The organism is Granulicatella sp., assembly GCF_057274575.1.
The window spans coordinates 25,603-52,235 of the sequence record NZ_DBHISP010000002.1; the positions used below are offsets into that span (position 1 = coordinate 25,603).

The 26,633-nt window shown below is 34.7% G+C and carries 34 protein-coding genes; 6 read left to right on the top strand and 28 right to left on the bottom strand.

The window, feature by feature from the left end:
• The first annotated feature begins 124 nt into the window (after window positions 1–124).
• Window positions 125–580: a class Ib ribonucleoside-diphosphate reductase assembly flavoprotein NrdI gene (gene nrdI, locus ACO5V7_RS01435; protein ID WP_485484764.1), complete on the top strand. Its 456-nt coding sequence runs from the start codon at window positions 125–127 to the stop codon at window positions 578–580.
• Between the two features lie 43 nt (window positions 581–623).
• On the opposite strand, the gene pip is transcribed toward nrdI, so the two are convergent.
• The 5 genes from pip to ACO5V7_RS01460 all read right to left on the bottom strand — a co-directional run bounded on the left by pip (window position 624) and on the right by ACO5V7_RS01460 (window position 4,666).
• A complete protein-coding gene (gene pip / locus ACO5V7_RS01440; RefSeq protein ID WP_485484765.1) occupies window positions 624–1,580 on the bottom strand; it encodes a prolyl aminopeptidase in 957 nt (318 codons plus the stop codon).
• Window positions 1,580–2,170, bottom strand: a complete 591-nt coding sequence (locus ACO5V7_RS01445; protein ID WP_485484766.1) for a uracil-DNA glycosylase family protein — start codon at window positions 2,168–2,170, stop codon at window positions 1,580–1,582. Before ACO5V7_RS01445 ends, pip begins: the two co-directional genes overlap by 1 nt.
• A 107-nt stretch (window positions 2,171–2,277) precedes the next feature.
• Window positions 2,278–3,288 (bottom strand): hypothetical protein, encoded by a 1,011-nt coding sequence (locus tag ACO5V7_RS01450; protein WP_485484767.1) that lies wholly within the window; start codon window positions 3,286–3,288, stop codon window positions 2,278–2,280.
• A gap of 71 nt (window positions 3,289–3,359) precedes the next feature.
• Window positions 3,360–4,253, bottom strand: coding sequence for an SPFH domain-containing protein (locus tag ACO5V7_RS01455; protein ID WP_005606687.1), 894 nt, complete (start codon window positions 4,251–4,253; stop codon window positions 3,360–3,362).
• Window positions 4,254–4,270: 17 nt separating this feature from the next.
• Window positions 4,271–4,666: a hypothetical protein gene (locus tag ACO5V7_RS01460; protein WP_039849084.1), complete on the bottom strand. Its 396-nt coding sequence runs from the start codon at window positions 4,664–4,666 to the stop codon at window positions 4,271–4,273.
• A gap of 552 nt (window positions 4,667–5,218) precedes the next feature.
• On the opposite strand from ACO5V7_RS01460, the gene ACO5V7_RS01465 reads away from it, so the two are divergent.
• Window positions 5,219–5,908: a DUF3800 domain-containing protein gene (locus ACO5V7_RS01465; RefSeq protein WP_485484768.1), complete on the top strand. Its 690-nt coding sequence runs from the start codon at window positions 5,219–5,221 to the stop codon at window positions 5,906–5,908.
• A gap of 148 nt (window positions 5,909–6,056) precedes the next feature.
• Here the strand turns inward: ACO5V7_RS01465 and ACO5V7_RS01470 are convergent, their stop codons facing one another.
• The 13 genes from ACO5V7_RS01470 to ACO5V7_RS01530 form a co-directional block, all read right to left on the bottom strand.
• On the bottom strand, window positions 6,057–6,290 hold the full coding sequence (locus ACO5V7_RS01470) for a hypothetical protein (protein ID WP_485484769.1): 234 nt from the start codon (window positions 6,288–6,290) through the stop codon (window positions 6,057–6,059).
• A gap of 787 nt (window positions 6,291–7,077) precedes the next feature.
• The gene (locus ACO5V7_RS01475) at window positions 7,078–7,326 is read right to left on the bottom strand and encodes a hypothetical protein (RefSeq protein WP_485484770.1); all 249 of its coding nucleotides are present in this window, start codon (window positions 7,324–7,326) and stop codon (window positions 7,078–7,080) included.
• A gap of 199 nt (window positions 7,327–7,525) precedes the next feature.
• Window positions 7,526–8,089, bottom strand: coding sequence for a hypothetical protein (locus ACO5V7_RS01480; RefSeq protein ID WP_485484771.1), 564 nt, complete (start codon window positions 8,087–8,089; stop codon window positions 7,526–7,528).
• A 21-nt stretch (window positions 8,090–8,110) separates the two neighbouring features.
• A complete protein-coding gene (locus ACO5V7_RS01485; protein ID WP_485484772.1) occupies window positions 8,111–8,365 on the bottom strand; it encodes a hypothetical protein in 255 nt (84 codons plus the stop codon).
• A 17-nt stretch (window positions 8,366–8,382) separates the two neighbouring features.
• Entirely contained in the window at window positions 8,383–8,646 is a 264-nt protein-coding gene (locus tag ACO5V7_RS01490) for a hypothetical protein (RefSeq protein ID WP_485484773.1), read from the bottom strand.
• On the bottom strand, window positions 8,633–9,094 hold the full coding sequence (locus tag ACO5V7_RS01495) for a sigma-70 RNA polymerase sigma factor region 4 domain-containing protein (protein ID WP_485484891.1): 462 nt from the start codon (window positions 9,092–9,094) through the stop codon (window positions 8,633–8,635). The genes ACO5V7_RS01490 and ACO5V7_RS01495 overlap by 14 nt, the downstream gene beginning before the upstream one ends.
• On the bottom strand, window positions 9,081–9,464 hold the full coding sequence (locus ACO5V7_RS01500; protein WP_485484774.1) for a hypothetical protein: 384 nt from the start codon (window positions 9,462–9,464) through the stop codon (window positions 9,081–9,083). Before ACO5V7_RS01500 ends, ACO5V7_RS01495 begins: the two co-directional genes overlap by 14 nt.
• A 311-nt stretch (window positions 9,465–9,775) precedes the next feature.
• Window positions 9,776–12,142, bottom strand: a complete 2,367-nt coding sequence (locus ACO5V7_RS01505; RefSeq protein ID WP_485484775.1) for a DNA primase family protein — start codon at window positions 12,140–12,142, stop codon at window positions 9,776–9,778.
• A 106-nt stretch (window positions 12,143–12,248) separates the two neighbouring features.
• Window positions 12,249–12,533 carry a hypothetical protein gene (locus ACO5V7_RS01510; protein WP_485484776.1) on the bottom strand — a complete coding sequence of 95 codons (285 nt, stop codon included), beginning with the start codon at window positions 12,531–12,533 and terminating at the stop codon, window positions 12,249–12,251.
• A 40-nt stretch (window positions 12,534–12,573) separates the two neighbouring features.
• A complete protein-coding gene (locus tag ACO5V7_RS01515) occupies window positions 12,574–12,867 on the bottom strand; it encodes a hypothetical protein (RefSeq protein ID WP_485484777.1) in 294 nt (97 codons plus the stop codon).
• A 2-nt stretch (window positions 12,868–12,869) separates the two neighbouring features.
• Entirely contained in the window at window positions 12,870–13,217 is a 348-nt protein-coding gene (locus ACO5V7_RS01520) for a hypothetical protein (protein ID WP_485484778.1), read from the bottom strand.
• 46 nt (window positions 13,218–13,263) lie between these two features.
• Window positions 13,264–13,551, bottom strand: coding sequence for a hypothetical protein (locus tag ACO5V7_RS01525; protein ID WP_485484779.1), 288 nt, complete (start codon window positions 13,549–13,551; stop codon window positions 13,264–13,266).
• A gap of 35 nt (window positions 13,552–13,586) precedes the next feature.
• Window positions 13,587–13,790, bottom strand: coding sequence for a helix-turn-helix transcriptional regulator (locus ACO5V7_RS01530; protein WP_485484780.1), 204 nt, complete (start codon window positions 13,788–13,790; stop codon window positions 13,587–13,589).
• 157 nt (window positions 13,791–13,947) lie between these two features.
• On the opposite strand from ACO5V7_RS01530, the gene ACO5V7_RS01535 reads away from it, so the two are divergent.
• The 3 genes from ACO5V7_RS01535 to ACO5V7_RS01545 all read left to right on the top strand — a co-directional run bounded on the left by ACO5V7_RS01535 (window position 13,948) and on the right by ACO5V7_RS01545 (window position 15,811).
• The gene (locus ACO5V7_RS01535) at window positions 13,948–14,592 is read left to right on the top strand and encodes a helix-turn-helix domain-containing protein (RefSeq protein ID WP_485484781.1); all 645 of its coding nucleotides are present in this window, start codon (window positions 13,948–13,950) and stop codon (window positions 14,590–14,592) included.
• Window positions 14,593–14,671: 79 nt separating this feature from the next.
• The gene (locus ACO5V7_RS01540) at window positions 14,672–15,040 is read left to right on the top strand and encodes an N-terminal phage integrase SAM-like domain-containing protein (RefSeq protein WP_485484782.1); all 369 of its coding nucleotides are present in this window, start codon (window positions 14,672–14,674) and stop codon (window positions 15,038–15,040) included.
• A 93-nt stretch (window positions 15,041–15,133) separates the two neighbouring features.
• Complete coding sequence (locus ACO5V7_RS01545) at window positions 15,134–15,811, top strand: site-specific integrase (RefSeq protein ID WP_485484783.1); 678 nt, start codon at window positions 15,134–15,136, stop codon at window positions 15,809–15,811.
• 98 nt (window positions 15,812–15,909) lie between these two features.
• Here the strand turns inward: ACO5V7_RS01545 and sufB are convergent, their stop codons facing one another.
• The 5 genes from sufB to sufC are packed head-to-tail and all read right to left on the bottom strand — an operon-like array spanning window position 15,910 to window position 21,045.
• On the bottom strand, window positions 15,910–17,304 hold the full coding sequence (gene sufB / locus ACO5V7_RS01550) for a Fe-S cluster assembly protein SufB (protein ID WP_485484784.1): 1,395 nt from the start codon (window positions 17,302–17,304) through the stop codon (window positions 15,910–15,912).
• A 15-nt stretch (window positions 17,305–17,319) separates the two neighbouring features.
• The gene (gene sufU, locus ACO5V7_RS01555) at window positions 17,320–17,760 is read right to left on the bottom strand and encodes a Fe-S cluster assembly sulfur transfer protein SufU (RefSeq protein ID WP_298730411.1); all 441 of its coding nucleotides are present in this window, start codon (window positions 17,758–17,760) and stop codon (window positions 17,320–17,322) included.
• A complete protein-coding gene (locus ACO5V7_RS01560; RefSeq protein ID WP_485484892.1) occupies window positions 17,747–18,979 on the bottom strand; it encodes a cysteine desulfurase in 1,233 nt (410 codons plus the stop codon). Before ACO5V7_RS01560 ends, sufU begins: the two co-directional genes overlap by 14 nt.
• Window positions 18,972–20,264 carry a Fe-S cluster assembly protein SufD gene (gene sufD / locus ACO5V7_RS01565; protein WP_485484785.1) on the bottom strand — a complete coding sequence of 431 codons (1,293 nt, stop codon included), beginning with the start codon at window positions 20,262–20,264 and terminating at the stop codon, window positions 18,972–18,974. Before sufD ends, ACO5V7_RS01560 begins: the two co-directional genes overlap by 8 nt.
• A gap of 10 nt (window positions 20,265–20,274) precedes the next feature.
• Window positions 20,275–21,045 carry a Fe-S cluster assembly ATPase SufC gene (gene sufC / locus ACO5V7_RS01570; protein ID WP_485484786.1) on the bottom strand — a complete coding sequence of 257 codons (771 nt, stop codon included), beginning with the start codon at window positions 21,043–21,045 and terminating at the stop codon, window positions 20,275–20,277.
• A 158-nt stretch (window positions 21,046–21,203) separates the two neighbouring features.
• On the opposite strand from sufC, the gene ACO5V7_RS01575 reads away from it, so the two are divergent.
• Window positions 21,204–21,938, top strand: a complete 735-nt coding sequence (locus ACO5V7_RS01575; RefSeq protein ID WP_485484787.1) for a gamma-glutamyl-gamma-aminobutyrate hydrolase family protein — start codon at window positions 21,204–21,206, stop codon at window positions 21,936–21,938.
• Between the two features lie 51 nt (window positions 21,939–21,989).
• Here the strand turns inward: ACO5V7_RS01575 and ACO5V7_RS01580 are convergent, their stop codons facing one another.
• From ACO5V7_RS01580 to ACO5V7_RS01600, 5 genes are all read right to left on the bottom strand, one after another.
• On the bottom strand, window positions 21,990–22,355 hold the full coding sequence (locus ACO5V7_RS01580) for a glycine cleavage system protein H (RefSeq protein ID WP_485484788.1): 366 nt from the start codon (window positions 22,353–22,355) through the stop codon (window positions 21,990–21,992).
• 1 nt (window position 22,356) lies between these two features.
• A complete protein-coding gene (locus ACO5V7_RS01585; protein ID WP_485484789.1) occupies window positions 22,357–22,710 on the bottom strand; it encodes an arsenate reductase family protein in 354 nt (117 codons plus the stop codon).
• The gene (locus tag ACO5V7_RS01590) at window positions 22,707–23,954 is read right to left on the bottom strand and encodes an FtsW/RodA/SpoVE family cell cycle protein (RefSeq protein WP_485484790.1); all 1,248 of its coding nucleotides are present in this window, start codon (window positions 23,952–23,954) and stop codon (window positions 22,707–22,709) included. The genes ACO5V7_RS01585 and ACO5V7_RS01590 overlap by 4 nt, the downstream gene beginning before the upstream one ends.
• Window positions 23,926–24,810: a YihY/virulence factor BrkB family protein gene (locus tag ACO5V7_RS01595; protein WP_485484791.1), complete on the bottom strand. Its 885-nt coding sequence runs from the start codon at window positions 24,808–24,810 to the stop codon at window positions 23,926–23,928. Before ACO5V7_RS01595 ends, ACO5V7_RS01590 begins: the two co-directional genes overlap by 29 nt.
• A gap of 319 nt (window positions 24,811–25,129) precedes the next feature.
• Window positions 25,130–26,488, bottom strand: a complete 1,359-nt coding sequence (locus tag ACO5V7_RS01600; RefSeq protein ID WP_485484792.1) for an FAD-dependent oxidoreductase — start codon at window positions 26,486–26,488, stop codon at window positions 25,130–25,132.
• Window positions 26,489–26,633 lie beyond the last annotated feature (145 nt).

Genomic DNA, 26,633 nt, shown 5'->3' on the forward strand with positions numbered 1-26,633 from the left:
TGTTTATTCTCAAGTATTATAGCTGATTTTCGCAATTTTTAAAAGTTTAAAAACACCCTCTAGAAGGATTCGCGAAAGTACGGTATACTTATAGACAATAAAAGTCTTCCAAGGAGGTCTTTCAATGTCGAAAGAATTACCAATTATTTATATTAGCTTAACAGGAAATACACATAACTTTGTCACTCGTCTAAAAGACCATTTACATTTTTTGGAACCATCCTTACAAGTGACGCTAACCAATGTGAAAGACCTTGTTAAAGGCCAAGAAGACTACTTCAAAGTAGGCAAACCATTCGTTACCTTTCTCCCAACTTACTTAGAAGGTGGAAATGGCGTGGATAATGGAGATGTGGAAGTCTTAACGAATCCACTAGGTGATTTCTTAGCCTACGAACATAATTACGCCCATTGCTTTGGTGTCATTGGTAGCGGAAATCGTAACTTTAATAAGCAATTTTGCCTCACCGCCCGTCAATATTCTGAGCGCTTTGGATTCCCAGTGCTTGATGAATTTGAATTACGCGGAAGTAACCGCGATGTGGAGCGCATTGCTGCAATGCTTCTTGAAAAAATCTAAACATAAAAATAGGCCCGTAGATCCATTCTGCGAGCCTTTCTTTTTATTTAAAATAGATTTTGCATTTTTCACTAAAGCCAACTAACGCTTCTATTGTTGAAGGTTCCATCGCGGTATGTCCTGCTGCTTTGGCAAAAATCAATTCTGCACCTTCGACAGCTTGAGCGAGTTCAAACGCCGCACTTGGCAGGCAATCCACATCATAACGGCCGTGAACGATATGCATTGGAATTCCCTTGAAGGCCTCTGCACGATTCAAGATGTAATTATCGTCTTCCACAAAGCAATGATGATAGAAGAAGTGACATTCCATTCGCGCAATCGTAAGCGCCCCTCTAATTCCTGCTTCATCCCATATAATCGGCTCATACGGAATTAATTTCACGAGTCCATGTTCCCACTCTGCCCATGCTCGCGCTGCCTCTATACAAATCGATTCATCTTCTGATGTCAATCGTTTGTAGTACGCGTTCACCATTTCTCCTTGTTCTTCAACAGGAATTGGTGCTTTAAACTTCTCGAAGTTCTCTGGATAAAAATGAGACGCCCCATCTTGATATAACCAATCTACATCGCTTTGACGACCAAGGAAGATTCCACGAAGCATCAATCCTACGACGCGTTCACGATGTGCAATCGTGTAATGTAAGGCTAGCGTTGTTCCCCAGCTGCCACCAAATACAAGCCATTTATCAATCCCTAATGTGGTACGAATCTTCTCCATATCCGCTACTAAATCATGTGAAGTATTCTCTTCTAACGATGCAAAAGGGGTACTCTTTCCACATCCACGTTGATCAAATTGGATAATGCGATAAAATTCTGGATCAAAAAACTGACGATTCGCTGGAGAGGATGCCCCTCCTGGTCCGCCGTGTAAAACAACAACTGGATGTCCTAATGGATTTCCTGACTCTTCCACGTAAATAGTATGCAAGGCGCTCACTGGAATCATATGTTCGTTATAGATTTCGATTTCTGGATATACCTCTGTTCTCATTACTTGGCTCCTTTAATGATTTCTTGAACTCTCTTTTTAAATTCTGGTAAAACATCCTCTTCAAACCATGGATTTTTTGCCATCCATCGACGGTTTAAAGGAGATGGGTGTACGAGTGGAAACATCTTTGGCAAGTATTCTTTATACGCCTTCACTGTTTCCGTTAAGTTTTTCTTCTTTGTATTTTTTAAATAATAGTCTTGTGCGTATTTTCCAACCAATATAATCAGTTCAATATCCGGCATTAAGGCTAATGTGGCTTCGTGCCATTTTTCTGCAAATCCTTTACGTGGTGGAAGATCTCCTGATTTCCCTTTTCCAGGATAATAATAATCCATTGGAACAACTGCAAATAAATCGGATTGATAGAAGAAATCACGTTCAACTCCCATCCAGCTTCTTAGATTATCGCCACTTTGATCATTCCAAAATAAGCGACTCTCTTGCGCTTTAATTCCAGGAGCTTGTCCAACAATCAAAATCTTTGCGCTTCGAGGCGCAGAAAATAATGGTTTAATTCCAGCTTTTGTATACGCAACATTTTGTGGATCAGCCTCAATTTTTTTCATTAATTTTTGTATTTCTTGCATCTATATTCCACCCTTCTCACTTAGAATACTCCCATTCTTTATAGACTGCAAATGCTTCCCTGTAAAAAAATCCCCTAAGTCTTTTACAACTTAGAGGATTTGATTCTTTATTTTAAGCGAACTGTTTTTATGATTCGAGGAAGAGATTTGTTAGAAAGTACTCTTGGTAAAGTATGCGACTTTTCTTTAGATTTTGTCTTATACACTAATGGTCTTGTTGGACGTTGAGTTCCAACAAACTCTTCTGGGCTCTGTTGAGTTCTTTGGCGATTTGTAGACTGTAATGCCTGTTTAGTCGCTTGTTTTTTAGCTTGAGAACGTTGTTTTGGATTCGAAATACTATGACGTGGACGATAAACTCTTTGTGGAATTTCTTCCAATCTAGAATCCGTATTATTTTGTCGTCGTTCATTTCTCTTAGGAGACCTCATATTTATATTAGAGTTCTCTTTTTGTGAGTTATTTCTTGCCTTATTTTGTTTTTTACCAATAAAAACAAATACCATTAGAATTAATACGATAAAAAACAAAGCTTGCCCTAATACATAATAAAACCCGCCGTCTTTTAAATTTAAATTATTCAAAAAGAAGCTATTTTTTTTATTGTCATTTGTATTAGATTTTTTTTCACTATCGTACGTATTGGTCTTTGAGTTATTGTCATTATTTTTTTGATTCGAAGATTGAAGATTAGACTGATTTTCTTTTGCATTTACGGCTTCAGTCGTCATCTCCTCTACATCTCTTTCATCCGTTGCTCTATCATATTGGAATGGCTTAACGACTTTCCCATCCACTAAATCAATAAATTCAAGGTGAATAGATAGACCATTTTTATTTAAGAGAAAGACATCTACTTTGTATTTTTTATTTTCTCTGAATACAAAAAATTGAAGTTTATAGTTTCCTTCTTTTAGATTGTTGAGTTGAACAGGTATTTTCACAGAATCATAATCAGGATTGTTAAACTTTAAAGGAACCGTAATTGTTTCATTAAAATTTTTGTTTGCCTGAACACTAACCGTAGTTTCATACGACCCCACCATTTTACTAGAATTATCTGAGGTCGTTTCTGCATATACTGTATTTACAGTAATACTTTGGAAAGTTCCCATCATGAAGAAACTGATAATCAACATGGCAAGCCACTTCAATCTAAAGAAAGATTTGCTAGCTCGTTGTTTCATGATTATTTACCTGCTTCGTCCCAAACTTTACGTCCTGATGCTAATGAAGCAATGTTTTCTGCAATTTTTGCATTATTTTGTCCATCCATCAATACAACTGTATTGTTTGGACCTTCAGCAAGAGCTTTTTTAGCGTCGATTGCTAAGTATTCTAACGCAGCCGCATTTAAGTTAGATTCATTTAATGCGTTGTTGATGGCTGTTAATTGAGCAACAGTTGCTTGAGTGTCAATTGCGATTTTTTCAGCATGAGCACGAGCATCTGCTAATAATTTGTTGTTTTGAGTTCTTGTATCCATTTCAACTGTTTTTTGACGAGCGTCAGCAGCGATTAACGCAGCATCACGTTCACGGTCAGCAGTGATTTGTTTGTTCATCGCTTCAACGATGCTTTGTGGAGGAATAACTTCACCAATGTTAACACGGTCAATTGTAACCCCGTAAGAGTCTGTTTTACCGAATACACGTTGATTTAAGTCAGTGTTGATTTTGTTTGTCCCACCAAGAATTTCAGCCATCGTCATTGTACCGATGATGTCACGTAATTCGTTTTGGATATCTAAAAGTAATAATCCTTCTGGGTTTGTGTTTCCATATAAGTATTCTTCAAGATTATCTACATGATATTTAGCTGAAGCATCAATTGTTAAATTAACGTTGTCTTTTGTAATGATTTCTTGTGGATCTAAATCTAATGAACGTTGACGCATATCTACTACATAAGCAATATTACGAATGATTGGTGTTACAAAGTGTAACCCTGGTCCTAATTCCCCAACATAACGACCGAATGATTGAACAGCAGCTTTGTGTCCTTGTTGTACGATACGAATTGATTTGAACGCGATAATTAATAAAACTAATACTAAAGCGATAATAATAATTGTTAATGGCATGATAAATTTCCTTCTTTCTATAAAGTTACATATACTAATTTTTCTGGATTGAGCTCCTCAATCACTTTAACATAAACCAATCCATCTTCATAGTCAATGACTTCAAGTGGTTGGCCTTCTTCAACGGACATAACGTCCAAAATCTTATAAGGATAGTTTCGTCCTCGGTAATTAAATGTTCCAAATACTTGCTCGGAGAATGCCTTAAATTGCCCATGCAATAAATTCTTAATGGCATCCGGCCAGTTTTCAACTTTTTTTTGATGACCTTCGACTTCTTTTTCGATGACCGATCTAAAATAAGTTGAAACATCAGTCGAAATTATCTTCAAAAATGCTTCTTTTAAAGAAGGTTCAATCGTGAAGTTAATCCGCTCTGTCTTATTTTCGTTCGACCACGGTTGTTTTCTCATTCCCATTCTCCTTTCTTTTTATCTCTGATGAACATATTATAACATGTCTCGAATATAATACAAGTGTAATATACTCGCTTTAAAAATATTTTATAAATAATATAGAACTATAAAGAATCCCTTTCCATTTGGAATAGATTATTCATTGAATTACAGCCTACCTTACAGATTCCTAACAGAGATTCATCGAGAAATAATTTAAGGTTCAATAAAAAAAGAAACCATAGAAACATTGAGCTACCAACGTTTCTATGGTCTAATTAAAAATTAACCTACGCTACCTTCCATTAAAAAATAATAAATCACATCACTTTACAACAGTTTATGAACGTTGTTATTTCAACGTTTTTAGTATTTAATCGTTTATAAATGTATACTTGAATAAATTTAAATCTGGGTCAATTTCTGGGTCAGTATAATTAAAACATTTCCACCCTCACGGTAAGGACGAAAAGAATGATAAATAAATATGATTAATCGAAAAAATAATAGTGAAATACTAGTAATTAAGTGATATACTCATTTTGAATATATATGGTAGGAAGTGGAAATTTGAAGCGGATATATTTTTTCTTAGACGATTCTGGAACCTTGCATAAAAATGAGAAAAGCGGTTTTTTTGTTTATGCTGGTTATGTTTTTGTGGGTAATAATACTAAAGATAAGGCGAAAAGACAATATAAAAAACTATGTAATGATATAAAAGATGTAAATGGGTATCCTGGAGAATTAAAAGCGTGTTTCCTTAAGAAAAAGCATAAACGTGCTTTAGTAAACGTACTATCTATGTATGAGAGTATTTCTTGTTCAGTTGATATAAGTAGAGTTTATCCACACATATTATCTGAAAAATTATCCCGTTTCAGATACAAAGATTATATTATTAAGAGATTAGTAAAAGATAAAATTAACGACTTGATCAATAGAAATATAATTTCAGCTCATGATGATATTGAATTGATTATAAATATCGATGAGCAGCATACCGCCACAAATGGATGGTATGATTTGGAAAACTCTATAAAAGAAGAATTACTACATGGTATTTCAAATTTTGATTATGGTAGAACATATCCACCTATCTTACACGGAAATTTAACTTTAAAAATAAAATACTGTGATTCAAAGAATAACTATCTTATTCAAGCAAGTGATATTATTGCTAACTATATATGGCATTCGTGTATAGGTGATATAAAAACATTTTGTTTACCTAAACATTTTCGCTTGCAATTTCCATAATGGTGTTATATTATACCTTTACAGATAGAAGTATACTGTTTACATTTACAAATCGATGTTCTATTAAGCGTAATGTAAGTACGCCGATGTAAATGGATAGCTGTCCAATGGACAGCTATTTTTTTTATTTAATAAGGAATTGTTAGTTTTAATAAATAACATCAGGATTATACAGTTGTATATCATCATCGTTTAACGGAATTCCTGTTTTTAAAGAATTTTCTAGTCGTTCAATAGCTTCTTCTATTTCTTCTGGGTGTTGTGCTATGTTAACAGGATTAAAAAAAATGGCATCTTCTAAAGAAACGTTGAATTTTTTTTCGTATCGTTTCACAAGTTCCTCTGAAAAATACTCTAAACGATCATACACATTGTTATACATAATTCTATCCTTTCATTATAGGCACTTTCATACGCTTTACCTTTCAATTTCTTTTTTGTTTTTACTTTTTTTCTTGATAAAATAATAGTTTAATAGGGTATAATTTTATTAAAAGAAAAGTTGGTTTGGCACCAAAAGGATTTTTATCCGGCGCCTAAGCTAACTTTTCTTTTTTTATACATCTACAAACAAGTTTCATCTTTTTATAATGGATATATTTGTACTTCTATACCTCTTAAGTCCCTTTACTATTCGTAGTTATTTCCTTCAAATGATTTTCCCGCGAGAAAATTTGTACAATACTGCCTGGGAGGTCGCCAAAGGGTTGGGGTAGGGTCCCCTCCCCCCTATGTATGGAGCTTGTTGGCTCTTCCTGTTCCTGGTTCCTGTTCCTGGTTAGAACAGATATTTAATAATAAAAAAAATTATTTTTTATTTTTCTGTTTTATAGATGTATCTATGCTGCCTCTCTCATACCCACTACTACCACCTATACCTACTATCTTGTAACTATATTGCTTATTGCTCTCTGTGTTTGCCTTCTTTAAAACTTTATGAAAAAATTTTTTTCTAATCAACTTAAATTCACTTTGGAAGAATATAGCACTATTCTAGCTTAAGTAAGGGGATAATGCTTGATAGTATCATTCTATTGTTTATTTTAATACTATTACGAATAGTTTTAAATATATTCCATTGTATTAGTATGTGTACCTGGTTAATAAATCGCCCTCTACAATTTGAATGGAGGTTCATTTTATAGAGGGCGGTATTATTTTTTATGTGATCAGTACGGGTATAGGAGGGGGTAGTCTTCAAAATACACTAGGTCTTGTTGTGATACAAAGAACTCTTCTTTGTCGCAAGTTTCTACCTTTAGTCTAAGGTATTCATCTAAAGATACTGCCCCTACAGCAATTACAGTTGAGGGTTTTCCTCGTCTATAATCGTTTTTAGTTGTAGTTACTACATCTCCTACCGCTATACTTCTAAAATATGCATCACTTCTTAGGCTTTCATTGTGTTTTTTTGGCATTTCAATCCCCCTTTTTACCCTTATTCTGTGCCACCTCTGAATTTATCATATCTTAGATTGTGTTAAATTCAAGTGGCACTCTAAACTATTGATTTAATAACATTTATTAAACTTTTGCTTTTTGAATTTACATTTTCTCATTGTGTTAAATTCATTAGTGTTTAATACGTATTTCAGATAGATATTTAAACTACTTTTTTTATTTTAGTACCTCTTCCATGAATACCTTCACTTCATAATCTAGCGTTGTTTCACGGTGATTTAAATATAAATTCATCCCTCTAAGAGTACCATTTTCTGCTACAAAATACTGCTTATTATTTCTTACAATTTTACTTACTAGATCATCTAACAATTGTTGCCCTTTCACTCGTGCATCTAATTCTAATAAAATTGCTTTTTTTAGTTCTTCTTTAACATTATTGAATAGCTCTCTAGCACTATCTCTTTGTTCTTCTGTTCTTTGTTTGATTTCATTTTCGTATAAAAACATTTGTTCTTTTGTAATAAGTGGTTCTGTTTGAAGGCTATTTACTTTTTTTTCTAACATCTTAATAGTTTGTTCTACAACCCAAATTTCTTTGCTTACCTCTTCAAATTTATTAAGATTAATATCTTTTTCAGCTTTCTTTAATTGAGCTTGTAAAGCTGTAATTTCGTTCTTTTTCGTTTCTAATTTTTGAGTAACTGTTTTGATTTCATTTTTATTATTTGATACCAATGTTTCAAATTCTTTTTGTAATTCGTTTAAAGTTTTTGTCATAATTATTTCCTCATTTCATTTTTAATTGTATTTTTTTAATTTAGGAAAATCTTCCCAATAGCACAAAAGATTTTGTTTGATACAAAACCTATATCCTGTATATGTTTTGACTAATAACGATGGAAAATAACCACCGAATTGAATTGGAGCATATCCTATGACTGTACTTTTCGTACCTCGATGTTTTCCATAAACAAGACTTGTGACTTCATCGCCTTTCTTTATGCTTGAATGATATTTTGTACCGTTTATAATATCATCTTTATTTTTTGGCATTTGGTTCACTCCTCTCTTTATAAGTTATCATTTAATAAAGTTCGTAAGCTTATGTAGTCTTCCCAATATACTAAATTATTTTCATTGATTGTAAAGGTTATATCTGTATCAGTTTTTACTATTAATCTTTTAAATCCCCCAGGATGGAATAAATCATAACCTACAACCTTACTTTTTTTACCTTTCTGCAATCCTTCCACTATACTTGTGACTTCATCGCCTTTATCTATACTCTTATGGTATTTTGTGCTGTAAAGAATGTAATCCTTATTCTTTGGCATTTGCCTCACCCCCTTTTATAAAATCGTTATTTATAACTAGGCATCCGCTATACGTTGCAATTTTTATGATTGTTTCTCTAAAGATTTTATCTATACTTTTTTTACTCAATTGATTAATATTCATAATTTGTTTGATAGATAACCCTTCAATGTAGTACATCTCTATCAAGTGTTTTTCTTTTTCACTTAGTAAAGATATACATTGTTCAAATTGCTCACATCGTTCAATTTCTTCTGATTGGAGTCTGTTTAAAACAACTTTCTCAATCTTAGAGTTATAAAGCTTATTGCTTTTTGTTGGTGGTGTGTCTAGTACGCTGGTTATTCTTTCACTATTCTTTTTGAATAGTCGTGTCTTATCATTAATGTATTGGGTTATTTTTCCCTCAACATTTCTTTGTGTCCTAGGAAAATTTATATTTAATTTTGTAATGTCAATTTTTACCACTTCTTTCAAATTCTGCACAGCCTAAGAGAATAGAAACATTTTTCAAAACCTCTTTTCTTCTATCTCGTATAGAATACTCACTGAAATTTAAAATTCTGCCTATCTTAATATCAGACTCATTTAAAAGAAAGGATCTAATAAAGATTTCTCTCCCTTCTCTTGATAAGCTATTAACTACCTCATTGAAGGTTTGTAAGAAAGAAAATTCTTCAGTATTTGTAGGAGAATACCCAGGAGGTTCACTTAAAATAAAATCTTTATCAAACTTAATTTGTGTTTGCTTGAAGATAATCATGCTGCACAATATATATTTTTCAATTTCTTTTTTTAATTTCTGCTTACTCTTTTTGTAGTTAAATTTTATCTCCATCTATTCACCTCCTTCCAACTCTATTTTGTTGACGTTGTGTTGACGTTGTTTTCAAGAACGTCAACAGCTTAAAACGTTGTTAAATCAATGTTTTTAAGTTCTTGTTGACGTTGTAGCACTTGTTGACGTTCTTTTGTATTTCTTATGCGCGTATAATATATATATTTGTTTTTTATATATTTTCTTCACGTAAGAATATATAAAGAACGTCAACAACGGCAACAAACTTAAATAATCATTGTTAAATCAATTCATTTTTTGTTGACGTTGTAGCCTTATAATGTCAACACAACGGCAACAAACGGCAACATTTATTCTTTAAAAATTATATTGGTAACATTTTTTGTATTAATTTCTGATACAGTCCAACTTGGAAATGTATCTATATCCTCAATTTTTAGCCTTCCTTTTTTTAATTTATAAACCCCTTTGGTCGTTTTTGATAACCTTACAGCTACTTCATTACCAAAACCATACGGTAAATGTTGCTTTAACCCTTCTTCTTCAAAATATCGTTTTATATCTCTTCTAATGAATATTAAGGGTACTTTTTCTAGTAGATGGTATTCGTTAGGAATATAAGCATCTTCAATATAAGCCTGTATATAATCGTTATGCTTGTTGTATTCTCTTAAAGCCTCTTCTACAGCCTTACTCTTTGAAAACTGCTCAAACTCTAAATTTAAGGCTCTAAATAGCACATATTCTAATACATTTTTATCTGATACAAACTTTTCTTTAATGTCTGAATTTTCCACATTTCCGCTAAAATCGGCATTAAACGGGATAATTAACATCCTTCTAATCCATCCTGTTTTATTTCTTGCTCGTGGCAAGCTATTACCACTAAATAGACAGAATGCTCTTGTATAGATTGAGAAGGCTCTTTGCCCTTTTTCCTCCACTGTAATACCGTCCCCTGTTGCTATACTCATTAAATTAGAAATGTCATCAAGGTAGGCATCTCCTATATCATCACCGATGTTGCAAACTTTCCCGATTATTTGGGCTGTTTTAAATTTTTCTGAAAATTCATTAGGTTTTAAAGTAGAAACATTTTTCTTACCGATCAGATTGACTAATAACATTTGATAGGTTCCTTTCCCGTTGTTACCACTAGCACCAACTAGAAAGCCTATCTTCTTTCTTGTATAGTTTGGGTTTATTGCCTCGTTAATCATTTCCCACAATAAGGTAACAATTTCATCATCTTTACATGCTAAGCTGCTAAACCAACCATCAACATCGAAATAATGAGGCTTTTTAGCGTTTGGATTGTATGCTGTGGCAATTTTACTTGTAATAATATAATCAGCACTGAACGGTTCTAATTCTTTTGTTTTAAGATTGAAAATACCATTTTCAACAGGTATTAAATTTCTATCTTGTAATTGTTCTTTTAACGGCACTAGCGTTTTGATAATCTCTACCACATTTTTGAATGTTCCAACCTGGGCGCGGTACTCTACTTTTAAAATCAAATTATTTATCTCAATATCGCTATAGGTATACAAGCCTGTTTCAAAATTGTAGTAGTATAGTAAACTTCTATCTTTAGACGTCATATCTCCTAACAGAATTATAGGAATTGTTCTTACAATGATTTCTGCTATTTTAAAATATGGTACTTGTGAGTATTTAACTTTCCCTGTTTTTTCGTTATTTTCAGCGTTTTCTATTCTCCACGTTTCTCCCTGCTCTTCTAACGCTTTGTATACGTCCTTCATCGTTCTTAATTCTTTTTGTTGAAATAAATCATAGAACTTTCTGTAAAACGTGTATGGTGTTCTTATTTCCGTTTTCTGAATAGCTCGGTTAAGTTGTTCTCTATTCCCTTCTATCCATTCGGCATTTCCCAGCGCAAGCAGTTCGCTGCATTCTAGCGCGGTATTATATTCAATTTCTCCTTCTTGTACAGCTTTAGCAAGTACTAAAATCACATGAATAGCGTTGTCATACTCGTATAAATTCGCCTCCTCATGTTTTAAATACTCTTTAAATATCTCAATCGCTTTTTGGTGTGAAATAGCGTCCACAGTACTATCATTAAATGTATTTTTAAACGGTTTGCGTTGTATTGGTGGTTCAATATTATTTGGCACCTCATAATGATCACCTCTATACACAGTTAAGCCTTCATTTTTATTCCATTCGGTCAAAACGGGTAACCCTTGGCACTGACTCCATGTTTCACTCGCTGTATCATAAGGAAGGTTAATTTTATTCGTAATTTCTTTTAACATCTTAAGGTATTCATATTTCAACAACGGTCTTGACGGCTCTACAACAACTCTGAAACGTGGTTTTTCATCCTTATATCTAATAGTTGGATATATAATGATATTTGTATTAGGTAGTCTATCCACAATACGTTTTTTAAAGTCCTTACTTGAATAATCTATTGCATCGTAGTCAATAATGATTAAATCTCTTCTAACAAGACTCTCATTATTTCTTTTAAACTTTCCATTTTCGTCCGGTTCAATGTATCCACTAATAAAATACTGTTGTGTTGGTTTCAGTTCTTCAAGTCGTTTTAAATATTCCTCATTTGTTTCTGTTGGCTTTTTATCAATAATTTTCGGTTTATATACTGATAACCATTCAAAACTTGAAGTGGTATATTGCAGCACTTCAATCTGATTATTTTTAAATCCTCTTTCTAAATAAATAGGCAAATGTAAAGCTCCTTTCTTGCGCGTTTTGTAACTTTTAACCATTGCCAATAATTTATTTTTAATATATAATTATATTGGTTATGGCGCTTTAGGTTTTCGGTTTCCTTTAGCGTTTTTTTGTTGTTCCTTTAATGTCTTTGATAATATCCTTCTTACATTGCTCGTATCCTAAAACAAAAGCATTACATAATAGAATGGTCACAAAATCGGTTGTCGCGGTATCATAAGCATCAAACTCTTCAAAAGATACTAAATTTTGAATTACTCCTTCAGCAAGCAAATGGAGAAAGCGATTTTTCTTATATTCCTCTTTTAATTCATCAACGATATTATTTTCCTCAAATTCTAAATTATCAATATAGTATTCAATTAATTCATTTCTTGTTTTCATATCTACACCTCTATTTTATTTAGTTCATTGTTACTGCTAATTATTTCTGTACAGAACGGTCTTTTTCTTGTTTTTCCCATTCTTCAACTAAATTTTGAAAGTAGAAAGCTGTATCGTCTAAAGTTTGTTCAATGTTGTAGAATTTATCAAAAAAAACATTTAGTAATTCGCTTGATTTATAAATGTATAGTTCTTTGTGTTCTTTCAGTAGTTCAACACTTTCTGTTGATAATCTCATTATTTTGAGGTCTGTAATAATTTTGGTCAACTCTTGTATTTGAACATTTACATTTTCTATTTGTTCCATAGTTTTTACCTCTTTCGTCATCTTCATTGCTATATTCCTCCATTCTTTCTACTCATCAATGAAAATAATTTTTCATAATTAATGGTGTACCAGTTGGTATTATCCATTTTAATCCCGTTAAAATTCTCAACTGATATAACTTTTCTGTTCACCAGGCTTTTTACTATTCGTTTGATTGTACTCAATGAAAAAAATCTTAAATCTTGTTGTAATTCGCCGTAAGTTATACATATCCATTTCCGTCCATTTATCTCTTGATTCGTTCTAAGTAGTCTATAATGTAATTGTTGTATAAATATCGCCTCATTGACTCCAATTTCCTCACAAAGAGAAGGTGAAACCTGTAAAGGATACTCATAAAATAAATAGTTATTCATTGTTCACGCTCCTATAGATCGTTAAATTTTTGCCGTGGGGGTAGTATTAAAATTTCTTTTTTTCTAAGAACTCGTGAACGTCTTTCAAGTCAAACATAATCTGGTTGCCTTTTTGAAAGCTTCTAAGCCCTTCTCTTTGCCATTGCTCAATAATTCTAGGTGCACATGTAAAATACTCACACAGCCCTTTTTTATTCAAATAACGAGTATTTGTAGTTGCTTTTACTTCTTCTTTTGCTTTTTCAACAGCCTTATAGGCTAGTTCTAGTATTTCCTCAAAAATTTTTTCCTGTACATTTTCAGGGAGGAAAACGGGTAACCCTTGTACTGTCATATAACCACTTCCTTATCAACGTTTTTCAACGGTTATTAGTTAAAAAAAATATCTTCTAATGATACTTTGATTCCATTTCCATTAATTTCATCTATGATTTTCTTCATCTCAGTTTGCTTAAATTCATTTTTTCCTAATTCTTTATGCCTATAACTCCCTTCTGAAATCCCTAAGAGTTTTGCAAACTCTTTTTGAGTTTTCCCTATCATAATACGGTAACCTCTAATTGTATTTAACATTAAACCACCTCCTTTGTATTCAACGCTTTTCAACGGTTACAAGATTAGTATAACACTTTTTTATCGAATGTCAATAATTTACAAACGTTTTTCAACGGTTTTTTTATTGTTATTCTTTTTTCTTTCAATTATAATGCTAATTGAAAGGCGGTGTAATATGGCTTTATCAAAAGAGGAAAAAAAATCAATTGGTAAACGTATAAGGAAAATTAGACTCGAAAAAGGAATGACCACAAAAGAGTTTGGTCAACTTTTCAACGCTACTGATAGTAATGTATCATCTTGGGAAAAAGGACGAACATCTCCTAATCCTGAACGTTTGAATTTAATTGCAAAAATCGGGAATGTTACAATCGATGAATTATTAAAAGGATCTAAAATTGAATATGCTTTGTTTCTTTGCAATTCACTTATTCAAAATAAATTGACTCTATCTTTTTCTGATAAAACTTTAATCGAAAAATATAGTAATCAATTTATTGATTATATCCGTAACGCATTAAATTCAACTGATATATCAGAGTCTACATATAATGAAATTGCAGAATTCGTTATTACAAAATTTAATGAATTTCTATCTACTCCAACAAGTACTAAAAAACTTATAAATTCTGTAATCAGAGTTAATCAAAATGAAATTAACAAAATCTATGATCTTATTAGTTCTTCCAATACTGTTGAAAACAATTTATCAGTTTCTTCTGTTGAAGAGATTGATAAGAATATTGCTAAAAAAATTATTGAAATCCTCGATAATTCTAACTTAGAACTTAATAAACTCAAAAATGAGTTAAAACAGTAATTTTTATTAAATAGCAGCAATCATATACTTAGTATGCTTTTTATTTTTGCCGTGGGGGTGGAGATAGAAAGGATAAAATATGATAATTGAATATAAAACTAAAGACGGAGAAAAAAGATATAAGGTTAAAATTTACTTAGGTGTTGACTCTTTGACAGGAAAGCAAAGAGAAACCACTAGAAGAGGTATAAAGACACGAAAAGAGGCTACACTAGTTGAGGCTAGATTGAAACTAGATTATGAGAATAATGCATTTAAAAATAACAGCATAAAATATACTTTTAAGCAGGTATATGAACTGTTTCTAATAGAACATAGGAACGTTGTTAAGCCTGGTACTTATGCAACTACTGTAAGATACTCTAAGCTGCATATTTTACCTAAAATTGGTAATAAAAGAATTGACAGTTTTTCTGTAATTGACTGTCAAAGGCTTGTAAATCAATGAGCAGAACACTTTAACAGTGCTAAATACCCTAAAGGTATCACACAGCAAGTGTTTGACTATGCTATAAAACTAAATTTAATTAGTGATAACCCTATGAAAAAGGTTAGACTACCTAAAAAGAAGGCTCATGTATTAGAAATAAACAAATTCTACTCTACTGAAGAATTAAAAATTTTTTTCAGTTGCTTAGAAGACTACGGAAACTTAAAATTTAATGCATTTTTCCGTATACTTGCTTTTACTGGTATGCGAAAAGGTGAAGCCTTAGCCCTTGAATGGTCTGATATTGACTTTGATAACAAAATAATCCATATCACAAAAGGCGTTTCTTTAGATGAAAATGATATTCCTATTATCTCTACTCCTAAAACTAATAAATCTGTTAGATCCGTGAGTATTGATAATGAAACGGTATTAACTCTCAAAAAATGGAAACTTGAGCAAGCTCAAAAACTCATGAAAAAGGGCATCAACTCATTAAATAAACCTCAGTTAGTATTTACTTATCGAAATAACAGGTTATACCGTCCATGTTATGTAAATGATTGGCTAGATATTATTATTAAAACGTACAATCTTAAAAAGATAACTATTCACGGTTTCCGTCATAGTCATTGCTCACTACTCTTTGAAATGGGTACCCCTATTCAAGTAGTTCAAGAAAGATTAGGACACACTAACATCAAAACTACTATGGATATTTATACTCATGTAACAGAAAAGCAAAGAGATGAAATAGCCGATAATTTTGCTAAATATGTCAATTTTTAAAACAAGTCTGGGTCATTATCTGGGTCAGCTTTTAATTTTATAAAAAAATAAGCCCTAGAAACGTTATTAAATCAACGTTTCTAGGGTATTACTATAAACTAACCAACGCTACCTTCCATCTCGTACGCAATTAAACGGTTTAGTTCAACGGCATATTCCATTGGAAGTTCTTTTGTAAATGGTTCAACGAATCCCATGACAATCATTTCAGTTGCTTCTGACTCGCTAATTCCACGACTCATCAAGTAGAACAATTGCTCTTCTGAAATTTTTGACACTTTGGCTTCGTGTTCAAGCGCCACTTTATCATTATGAATTTCGTTAAATGGAATCGTGTCTGATTTCGACTTGTCATCCATAATAATCGTGTCACATTCAATATGAGAAATCGAATAATCTGATTTTTTACCGAACGTTACTTGACCACGATAGTTCACCGCTCCGCCATCTTTAGCAATCGATTTTGAAACGATTGAACTTGAAGTATGTGGCGCATTGTGAATCATTTTCGCACCTGTATCTTGGTGTTGGCCTTCTCCGGCAAACGCAATCGATAACATTGTTCCTTTCGCATATGGTCCTTCTAGGAAGACGGATGGATATTTCATCGTTGTCTTCGCACCAAGGTTTCCATCAATCCACTCAACGGTTGCATGAGCAGCTGCTTTGGCACGTTTCGTTACCAAGTTATACACATTATCCGACCAGTTTTGAATCGTTGTATAGCGGCAATATCCACCCTCTTCAACGAAGATTTCAACGATTGCTGCATGTAAACTATTTGAAGAGTACGTTGGAGCTGTACATCCTTCAACATAGTGTACGCTAGCCCCTTCATCCACGATGATGAGCGTACGTTCGAATTGTCCCATGTTTTGGTCGTTGATACGGAAGTACGTTTGAAGTGGCACATCACATTTCACACCTTTTGGTACATAGATGAACGTTCCACCTGACCATACTGCTGAGTTTAGAGCAGCCAACTTATTATCCGTTGGTGGTACAAGTTTGGCGAAGTATTTTTCGAATAATTCTGGATATTCTTTCAAAGCAGAATCTGTATCTGTAAAAATAATTCCAAGTTTATCGAATTCTTCTTTCATATTATGGTAAACCACTTCAGACTCGAATTGTGCTGAAGCACCTGCTAAATAAGCACGTTCTGCTTCTGGAATCCCGATTTTCTCGAAGGTGTCTTTAATTTTTTCAGGAACATCATCCCATGAACGCGCTGGTTTATCACTGGCACGTTTAAAATAAGTAATTGCATCAAAATCAATATCTGATAGGTCCGCACCCCAAGTTTGCATTGGCATGTTTTGGAACGTCTTTAATGATTTTAATCGGAAATCAAGCATCCATTGTGGTTCGTCCTTCACCTTTGAAATCGTACGAACGACTTCTTCACTTAATCCCATTCCTGTTTCATAAACAGGTGTTACATCCTCATGAAAGCCATATTTATAATCGGCTAATTCAGGAACTCCACTCATTTTGTCACCACTTTCTTATGATTTCTCGTTTTCTACTGCACGTTCTAATGCTTTCCACGCAAGAGTGGCACATTTAATACGCGCTGGAAATTTTTGAACACCGGCAAGGAGCGCCGCATCCCCTAAAGGTTCTTCATCCACAGTTTCCCCTTGAACCAGACTAGAGAAGTCTTCGGCTAAAGAGACCGCTTCGTCAATCGTTTTTCCAATAATCGCATCACTCATCATGCTGGCACTCGCCATACTAATCGTACAGCCGTGTCCGTCAAAATGAACATCTTCAATCACGCCGATGTCGTTTACAATCAGTTGTAACTGCAACACATCTCCACACGTAGGATTATTAAATTCAATCGTTGGAATGCTCGCATCATCCACCAGTCCTTTATGGTGCGGATGAGAAGAATGATCCAAAATCACCTGACGATAAAGCTGATCTAATTTAGATAAGGCCATATTGGAAAAACTCCTTTACTTTTTCTAATGCTTCTAAAAACTGCTCTGCTTCTTGAAGCGTGTTATAGATATAAAAACTTGCACGGCACGTTGCCGGTACATCGAGCCATCTCATTAAAGGCTGCGCGCAATGATGTCCTGCGCGAACCGCAAATCCTTCCATATCAAGCGCCGTTGCGATGTCGTGTGGATGGATACCACCAATGGTAAAACTAATGACTCCAGAATGTCTTTCTGGATCACTTGGCCCGTATACCGTCACACCTTCCATCTCTTGCATTTTCGGTAAGAGATACGCGACTATTTCTTGTTCATGCTGATGGATATTCTCCATCCCAATTTCTTCTAAATAATCAATAGCTGCCGCTAGTCCAATGGCTCCTGCGATATTTGGAGTACCCGCTTCGAATTTCCACGGCAATTCATTCCATGTACTCTCCTCATCGTACACGAAATCAATCATTTCGCCACCAAATTCGACAGGATTCATCTCTTGAAGAAGTGCTTCTTTTCCATACAAGACACCAATTCCTGTTGGAGCCAGCATCTTGTGTCCACTAAAGGCGTAGAAGTCACAGTCTAACTCTTGGACATCCACTCTTTGATGTGGCGCTGCTTGAGCACCATCCACAACAAGGACTCCTCCTACTGCGTGAACCATTTCTGCTACACGTTTCACATCCGTTACCGTTCCTAGAACGTTTGAAGCGTGATTAATCGATACGATTTTCGCCTTCTCGGTTAAAGAATCTTCAACTGCTTCAAGATCCAACTCGCCTTCTTTGGTCAGTGAAAAATAACGTAAGGCGGCTCCTGTTTGTTTGGCCACTTGTTGCCAAGGAACTACATTCGAATGATGCTCAGCAGGGCTAATCCAAATTTCGTCTCCTTCTTGGAGGCGGCCCTGTGCAAATCCTTGTGCAATCCAGTTTAAACTGGTTGTCGTTCCACGCGTAAAGAGCACTTCTTTGGCACTACTAGCATTGATAAATTTCATCACTTTAGCTCGAGCTGCCTCATACAAATCGGTCGCTTCCTGTGCTAATGTATGCACCCCACGATGAATATTCGCATTATGAGTGGCATAGAATTTCTCAACAGCTTCTACGACTGGGCGTGGCTTTTGCGTGGTTGCCGCATTGTCTAAATAGACAAGCACTTCATCGTTTACTTCACGCTTTAAAATCGGAAAGTCTTCTCGAATCGATTTACTAATCATAGCTTGCAACCAACTTTTGTTCAATCATATCTACAAGTTCTTTTTGAAGAGTACTTGAAGGAATTGAACGAATCACGGCTCCTAAGAAGCCACGAATCACGAGGCGTTTTGCCTCAGCTTCTGAGATTCCACGGCTTGTTAAGTAGAATAATTGTTCATCATCCACTTGTCCCACACTTGCTGCGTGTCCAGCCGTTACTTCATTTTCATCGATTAATAGAATTGGGTTCGCGTCTCCACGTCCGCCTTCTGAAAGCATAAGCACACGACTTTCTTGTTGGGCATCTGCGAATTTCGCTCCTTTAATAATATGTCCAATTCCGTTAAAGGTTAAGGTTGATTTATCTAAAATAACACCGTGTTGCAAGATATGTCCTACTGAATGTGGTGCATAGTTTGTCACACGCGTATCAATTCCTTGTACTTGGCGTCCTGTAGAAATACCGATAACGTTCACTTGTGAATGAGAGCCATCTCCTCGTAATTCAGAGTCGAAGTCTGCAATCACATTTCCGTCATTCATAATGCCAAGTGCCCAGTTAATCGTTGCATCTTTTTCAAGATAACCACGACGGTTCACATACGCATCTGTTGATTGACCTAAAGTATCCACAGCCGCAAACTGAACTTTCGCGCCTTGTTTCGCAATCACTTCTACAACAATGTTTGCTGTATTCTTTTTTTCTCCAACACTCTCAAAACGTTCTACATAAGAGACCGAACTATTTTCATCCGCCACGATTAAAACATGTTTCACGAACGCTTCGTCCACTAAGTTGTTTTGAACGAAATGAGACTCAATAATCTCTTCCACAGCTACATTTTTAGGAATATAAATAAATACTCCTGAGTTGACCATAGCTGCGTGGTAAGCCGTTAAGCTATCTTCATCTACTGGTACTGCTTTTGTCATATAGTAAGTTTTTACAAGCTCTGGATATTGTTCCAAAGCGTCAAATAAATCCATTACCAGTACATCATTCATCGCTGTTTCAGCATTCATTTCTTCCCAGTAAGAGACTGCACCTAGTTGTACAATTTTGGCACTCCCAGCTGCTGTTGGGATCACTTTTGGGAGCTCCTCAATCATTGAAGTGCCTTCTCCGATTGAAGTCTGAAATAAGTTCCAACGGTGGAATTTCACACGTTCAATAAAAGGTAAGTCTAGCGTTTTAGCAAGTTCTAAGCCTTTTAGACGTGTTTGTAGAAACCACTCCGGTTCATTCTTTGTAAGAGAGAATGCGGTGATTTCTTCTGGTGTTATGGTTAATTTTGTCTCTGCCACAATCTCACTCCTACTCTTGATGCTCAATCTTGATTCCTAATTCTTCACTGATTCCTTTGTATCCTTCAGCTTCTAGGCGACGAGCAAGAGACGCATCTCCTGTCATCACAACACGGCCATCCATCATAATATGTACTACATCAGGTTCAATATAGTTTAAAAGACGTTGGTAGTGCGTAATAATTAATGATCCAAAGTGGTCTCCACGCATCGCATTCACTCCACGAGAAACAACTTTCAACGCATCAATATCTAAGCCTGAGTCAATTTCATCTAGAATCGCAAAGGTTGGTTCGATCATTAATAATTGAAGAATCTCATTACGTTTTTTCTCACCGCCTGAGAATCCTTCGTTTAAGTAACGTTCTGCCATTTCTTCAGGCATGTCTAATAGGGCCATTTTTTCATCTAATTTCTTGATGAATTCACGAACTCCCATTTTGTCGCCTTCCTCACGACGAGCGTTGATAGCTGAACGCATAAATTCTGCGTTTGTCACCCCAACGATTTCACTAGGATATTGCATCGCTAAGAATAGACCTGCACGAGCACGTTCATCTACTTCCATTTCTAAGACGTTTTCTCCGTCTAAAAGGATTTCCCCTTGCGTTACTTCATAACTTGGATGACCCATAATGGCTGCGGAAAGTGTTGATTTCCCAGTTCCGTTTGGTCCCATGACTGCGTGAATTTCTCCAGTGTTAATCGTTAAATTAACGCCCTTTAAAATTTCTTTGTCTTCAATCGATACATGTAGATTTCTAATCTCTAAAGTTGCCACGATTCATTCTCCTTTATAATCATTCTATTCTGTCTTATTTTATCCTAATTGAGAACGATTCGCAAATAGACGCCCTCTAAAAATCGTGTTATTATGCTTTTCATTTTCATAAAAATGCGGTATGATGAAACATATTTTTGAAAGAAAGGCTGATGCACATGCAAACTTATCCACTTATTGGTATTGCGGGAAATCATCGCCAAGATAATACGGAAGAAGATCGCTACATTTTATCGTACGCAGCTAACGGTTTTGTCCGTGGCCTTGAAAAGGCAAATGCAATTCCTGTCATTATTCCCATCAGTAACCCAGAATTTGCAAAAGAATTCATCTCACGGGTAGATGGACTTCTATTAGCGGGTGGACAAGACGTTTCTCCATTATTATATGGCGAAGAACCGCACTTAAAATTAGAACGTACTTACCCTGCTCGTGATGCGTTTGAAATTGAGCTCATTAAAGAAGCTTATAGACAACACAAACCCATCTTTGCAGTGTGTCGCGGCTTACAAATTCTAAACGTCGCTTTTGGTGGAACACTCTACCAAGATATCGAATCACAATACGAAAATATTTCTGTGAAACATACACAAAAAACAATGCCAAGCCAACCAACACATACGATTCAAATCGTAAGTGGCAGCGAGCTTTCTCGCGTTCTTGGAACAACGACTCCAGTGAACTCTTACCACCACCAAGCGGTTAAACAATTGGCCTCTGACTTTATTCCAGTTGCTTGGAGTACGGATGGACTGATCGAAGCGTTCGAATCTAAATTAAAGGACCAAAGTGTAGTTGCCGTTCAATGGCATCCAGAATTATTAATTGAAGATAGCAATGTAATGCAAGGATTATTTGATAACTTTGTCGAACGTGTGATTCGTTCAAAATAAAATGTATAATAAAAGACTACGACTTCTCATTTGCTGAGAAGTCGTAGTTTTTTATTTCACTTCACATTGTTCACATGGAAAATCTTCATCCAATAAAGCATTGAATGCAGCTTCATCTACTCCATTTAGACGAACAATCCAGTTTTTCTCTTCTTCTAATTCATTTAAGAACTCTGGATTATCTTCTAATTCATCATGGAAAGCCACTACTGTTCCGCTCAGTGGAGATAATAATTCTGTCACTGCCTTTGCAGCTTCGACACTAATAATCGAATCTTCTGGAGTAACTGACTCACTTTTTAGTAATTCCACAAAGTTCACATCTCCAAGGTCATCTTGTCCTTTTTGCGAAAGACCAATCACATATTCTGAACCGTCTTGTTTAATCCATAGTCCATTTTCACTATACTTTTTCATCTTATCTCTTCCATTTCTCTTCATACACTTCTTCTTTGAAGCCGAATGTTGCTTCACCATTATCCAATACAAGCGGACGTTTAATTAACATCCCATTACTTGAAAGAAGACTTGCTGCTTCTTCATCACTCATCGCAGGCAGTTTATCTTTTAAGCCCAGCGAGCGGTAAAGTTCTCCACTCGTATTCGCCATTTTTTTCCACTCTAAATTCTGATTTTTCTTAATGGATAAAAGTTCTTTGGCTGTTGGCGGATTCTCACGAATATCCTTTTGCTCAAACTTTACTCCATTTAATTCGAACCATTTTAAAGCTTTCTTACAAGTCGTACATGTTGGGTGAACATAAACAATCATTTTCCATCCTCCTGACGTAAACGTAACATGGTTGCATCCTGGTGTTTTGCTCCGAATGCATCTTCTTCATCATCAAATATAGTGCTCTTGAAGTGGTAACGCATCGACATAATAAGTCCTATCCCCATCATATTTCCAAGAAGACTCGATCCCCCTTGAGAAATAAATGGCAATGGAATCCCTGTAAGTGGTAATAGCCCAATGGTCATTCCAATATTTTCAACAACGTGGAATAGAATCATCATAATAACGCCTGTTGCGATATACGTATAAAACTCATTCTTCGTATCAAAGCAAACGCGAATCATTTGATAAATCAAAATAAAGTAAATCGCGATTAAGAATGTTCCCCCTAGGAACCCAAAGTTTTCTCCAATTGTCGCAAAAATAAGGTCAGATTCTCGAACTGGAACATAAACATCAGAGACGCCAAATCCTTTACCAAACATCCGACCAGAACCGATTGCCTTCAAGCTTTGGAATAATTGGAACCCATTTCCACCTTGATCACGATATGGATCCAACCACGAATCAATTCGAGCAAATTGATAATTTTTAAATCCAATATTTAATAGTAATTGACGGTTATAAACTACTAAATAGATTAAAAGGGCTCCTATTAAAATAACTGTAATGATAATTGGAAGGAGAATCTTCCAACTAATCCCTGACATAATCATAACCCCTCCTAAAATCATTAAGAAAACTAAAGTCGTTCCTAAGTCATTTTGTAGAATTACTAACACTAATGCGGGAGCAGCCCATAACACTAATTTAATGAATAATTGCCAGTCTGTTCTTCTAGTCTTATATTTTGTCTTCATATTATGAGAAGTCGCAACTTTTGCTAAAATCAAAATATAAAAAATCTTCACGACCTCAGATGGCTGAAATGAGAAAGTTCCGAATCTAAACCAACTTTTCGCCCCTGTATCAGCAAAAGTAGCTCTATCATAAAGAAAAAGTACGGCTAATAGTAAGAGTAAGCCTAAAATATAGACCCATGTGGTAAGTTTCCATAGCTGTTCCGAATCAAATTGCATAATTACAATAATTGCAATGACTCCAACTACATACCACACAACCTGCATGAGTACCATTCTTAATGAACCATTTCCACTAATTAAATATGTCGTTGAAAATAGTGTAGCAATACTAATAAAAGCTAACAATAATACTGGAAGAATGACACCATAATCGATTCGTGAATCTTTATCATTGTACATTAAGTTCTTTTTTTTCATCAGTTACTCCTTCAGTTTCTTTTTTAGGGTGTCTAAATCGATAAATAATGACATTCAGAACTCCGCCTAAAATCATTACATTGGCTATAAAATACAGCCAAATCATAAATACAATCAATGTCCCAAACGCACCATTTGCCGTTAAATTACGTCCAGCATAATGGATATAAATAGAGAATAGTTGCGAGATTAATACAAAACCGATTGTTGCAAAAAATCCCCCTGGTAAAGCATAAAGGAAAGACCATTTTACGTTTGGAATTAAAAAATACATAAAACTTAGCAATAAAAATACCGTTATAAAAAGTATCGCCCATTTTATAAAAGAAAAATCTAAAATAATGGTTGACAAATTCAAAGAGAAAAAATCACCAATAAGGCGTAAAAACTGTTCTCCAAAGATAAACAATACAGAAACTGCAAAAATCATTAAAATTGCAGCCATCGCAATTACAATCGCAAAAAATCTCTCAAAAATAAAATTTCTTCGAACAGGAGCACCATATAAAACATTCAATGCTCTTTGTAAACTACTAAACATTTGAGAAGCAGGCCAAAATAAGATTAAAAGCCCCAATGAAAGAGCTCCACCATTAAAATTGCTAAGGTAATTCCTTAAAATCGGAATCAACACTTCATTAATGTCCGCAGGAAAAATGGTTCTCATTGTTTTAAAAATAACATCAATAGGAATGGGTAAAAGCGGAATTATATTGGCAGTTAACATGATAATAGGAATAATGGATAGCAAAATATAATACGTTAATGCGGCAGATTCTACACCAATATTTACGTGCATTAAATTTTCTTGAATAATATTCCAAAGCCTGATCCCAAACTTTTTCAGTCTATGCACAACCGTCCTCCCCTTTTCTTATAGTGAATTCCACACTTTTTTTATTGTATCTCAGTTATTGTATCATAAATACAACTGTTTTTCTTCTAGGATGAAGCATTATGAACAGCTTCGAAAAGTTTGCTTTTAAAATACTTAAATCACTTTTTTGTTCTAATTCTTTTTCAGTATGTTTCTTAACCAATCTAAAAACGCCCCCTCTAAAGTAGTTTACTTTTTTTGTGTCTACTTTAGAGGGGGGCATATCAAAGTGAATTTCGGGCATACAATTATCATTACATCAAAAAAGAGGATAGAAGTATCCTCTTTCTACAGTTTATTATTTACTTTCTGCTAATACCCGTTCTTGTTCAACAGCAGCTTGTCCTAAGATGTTTAAGTAGTTCCATGGACGGTCGAATACTGGTTGGAAGAAGAAGTCTACATAAGCTAAGTCTTCGATTGTCATTTTGTTTTGGATTGCTAATGACAATGTGTTTGCAGAAGCTGTACAGTCGTATTTAGACATTACTTGTCCACCTACGATACGGTTTGTACCTACTTCATAAACTAATTTCATGTAGATTTTTTCGTATGTTGGCATGAATTCTGGACGGTGGTTATCTACCACGTATACAGAACGTACATCTAATCCAAAGTGAGGTGCGCTACCTACGTTAACCCCAGTTGAACCAATGTTCCATCCGAATAAGTGTAATCCAGATGTTGATTGAGTTCCACGGTATTTCACTTTGTGACCGTTGATGTTTTTACCAACTAATGAACCCATACGTACAGCGTTTGTTGCTAATGGAATATATGCATGTCCACCGTTTGGATTGTAGTTAACCGCACAGCTATCTCCTGCAGCATATACATCTTTAACAGATGTTTCCATGTAGTCGTTAACGATGATAGCACCGTTAGGCATTGTTTCTAATTGGTCTTTTACTAAGTCGTTATTTGGACGGAAACCAACACATAAGATTACCATGTCAGCTTCGTATTCGCCACCTGAAGTTACAACTTTGTTAACAACGCCGTTTTCGCCTTCGAATGATTTAACCATTTCGTTTAAGCGAACTTGTACGCCACGTGCACGTAAGTCTTCTTCTAAGATATCAGTGAATTCTGGATCTAAGTATTTGTTTAAGATACGGTCTAATCCGTCAACTAATGTTACTTCTTTACCTTCTAAAGCAAATGCTTCTACTAATTCGATACCAATGTATCCACCACCGACAACAACAACTTTCTTCTTGTCAGTTTTCTTAGCAAAGATTTCTTTTGCTTGGTTGTAGTTTTTACATAATTGAACGTTTTCTAATTCACGTCCTGGAATTGGAGGAAGAATTGGCCAAGATCCAGTTGTAAGTACTAATTTATCAAATGAATCAGTCTTTTCTTCACCTGTTTTTAAGTCTTTTACTGTTAATGTTTTACCAACAGTGTCGATGCTTGTTACATCGTGTTCCATACGAACTGTAGCTCCTAATGAAGCTAATTCATCTGGACTAGAATAGAATAGTCCTTGAGGGTCTTTAACAACTCCCCCTACGTATAAAGCAATCCCACAAGATAAGAATGAAACATTATCATTTCTTTCGTATACAACGACTTCTGTTCCTGGATTATCGTTTAAGATTGTTTTGACTGCAGCAGTACCCGCGTGAGTACATCCAACTACTACAACTTTCATCAAATTTCCTCCTATAAACACTTTTGTTTATTATTGTTCTAGATAAGAATAATTATTATCTATACTTTTATATCCTACACATTCGATTCATAAAAAGCAAACGATATCATTCGCTTTAAACAGTAATTTTTCTTTATTTTTCAAT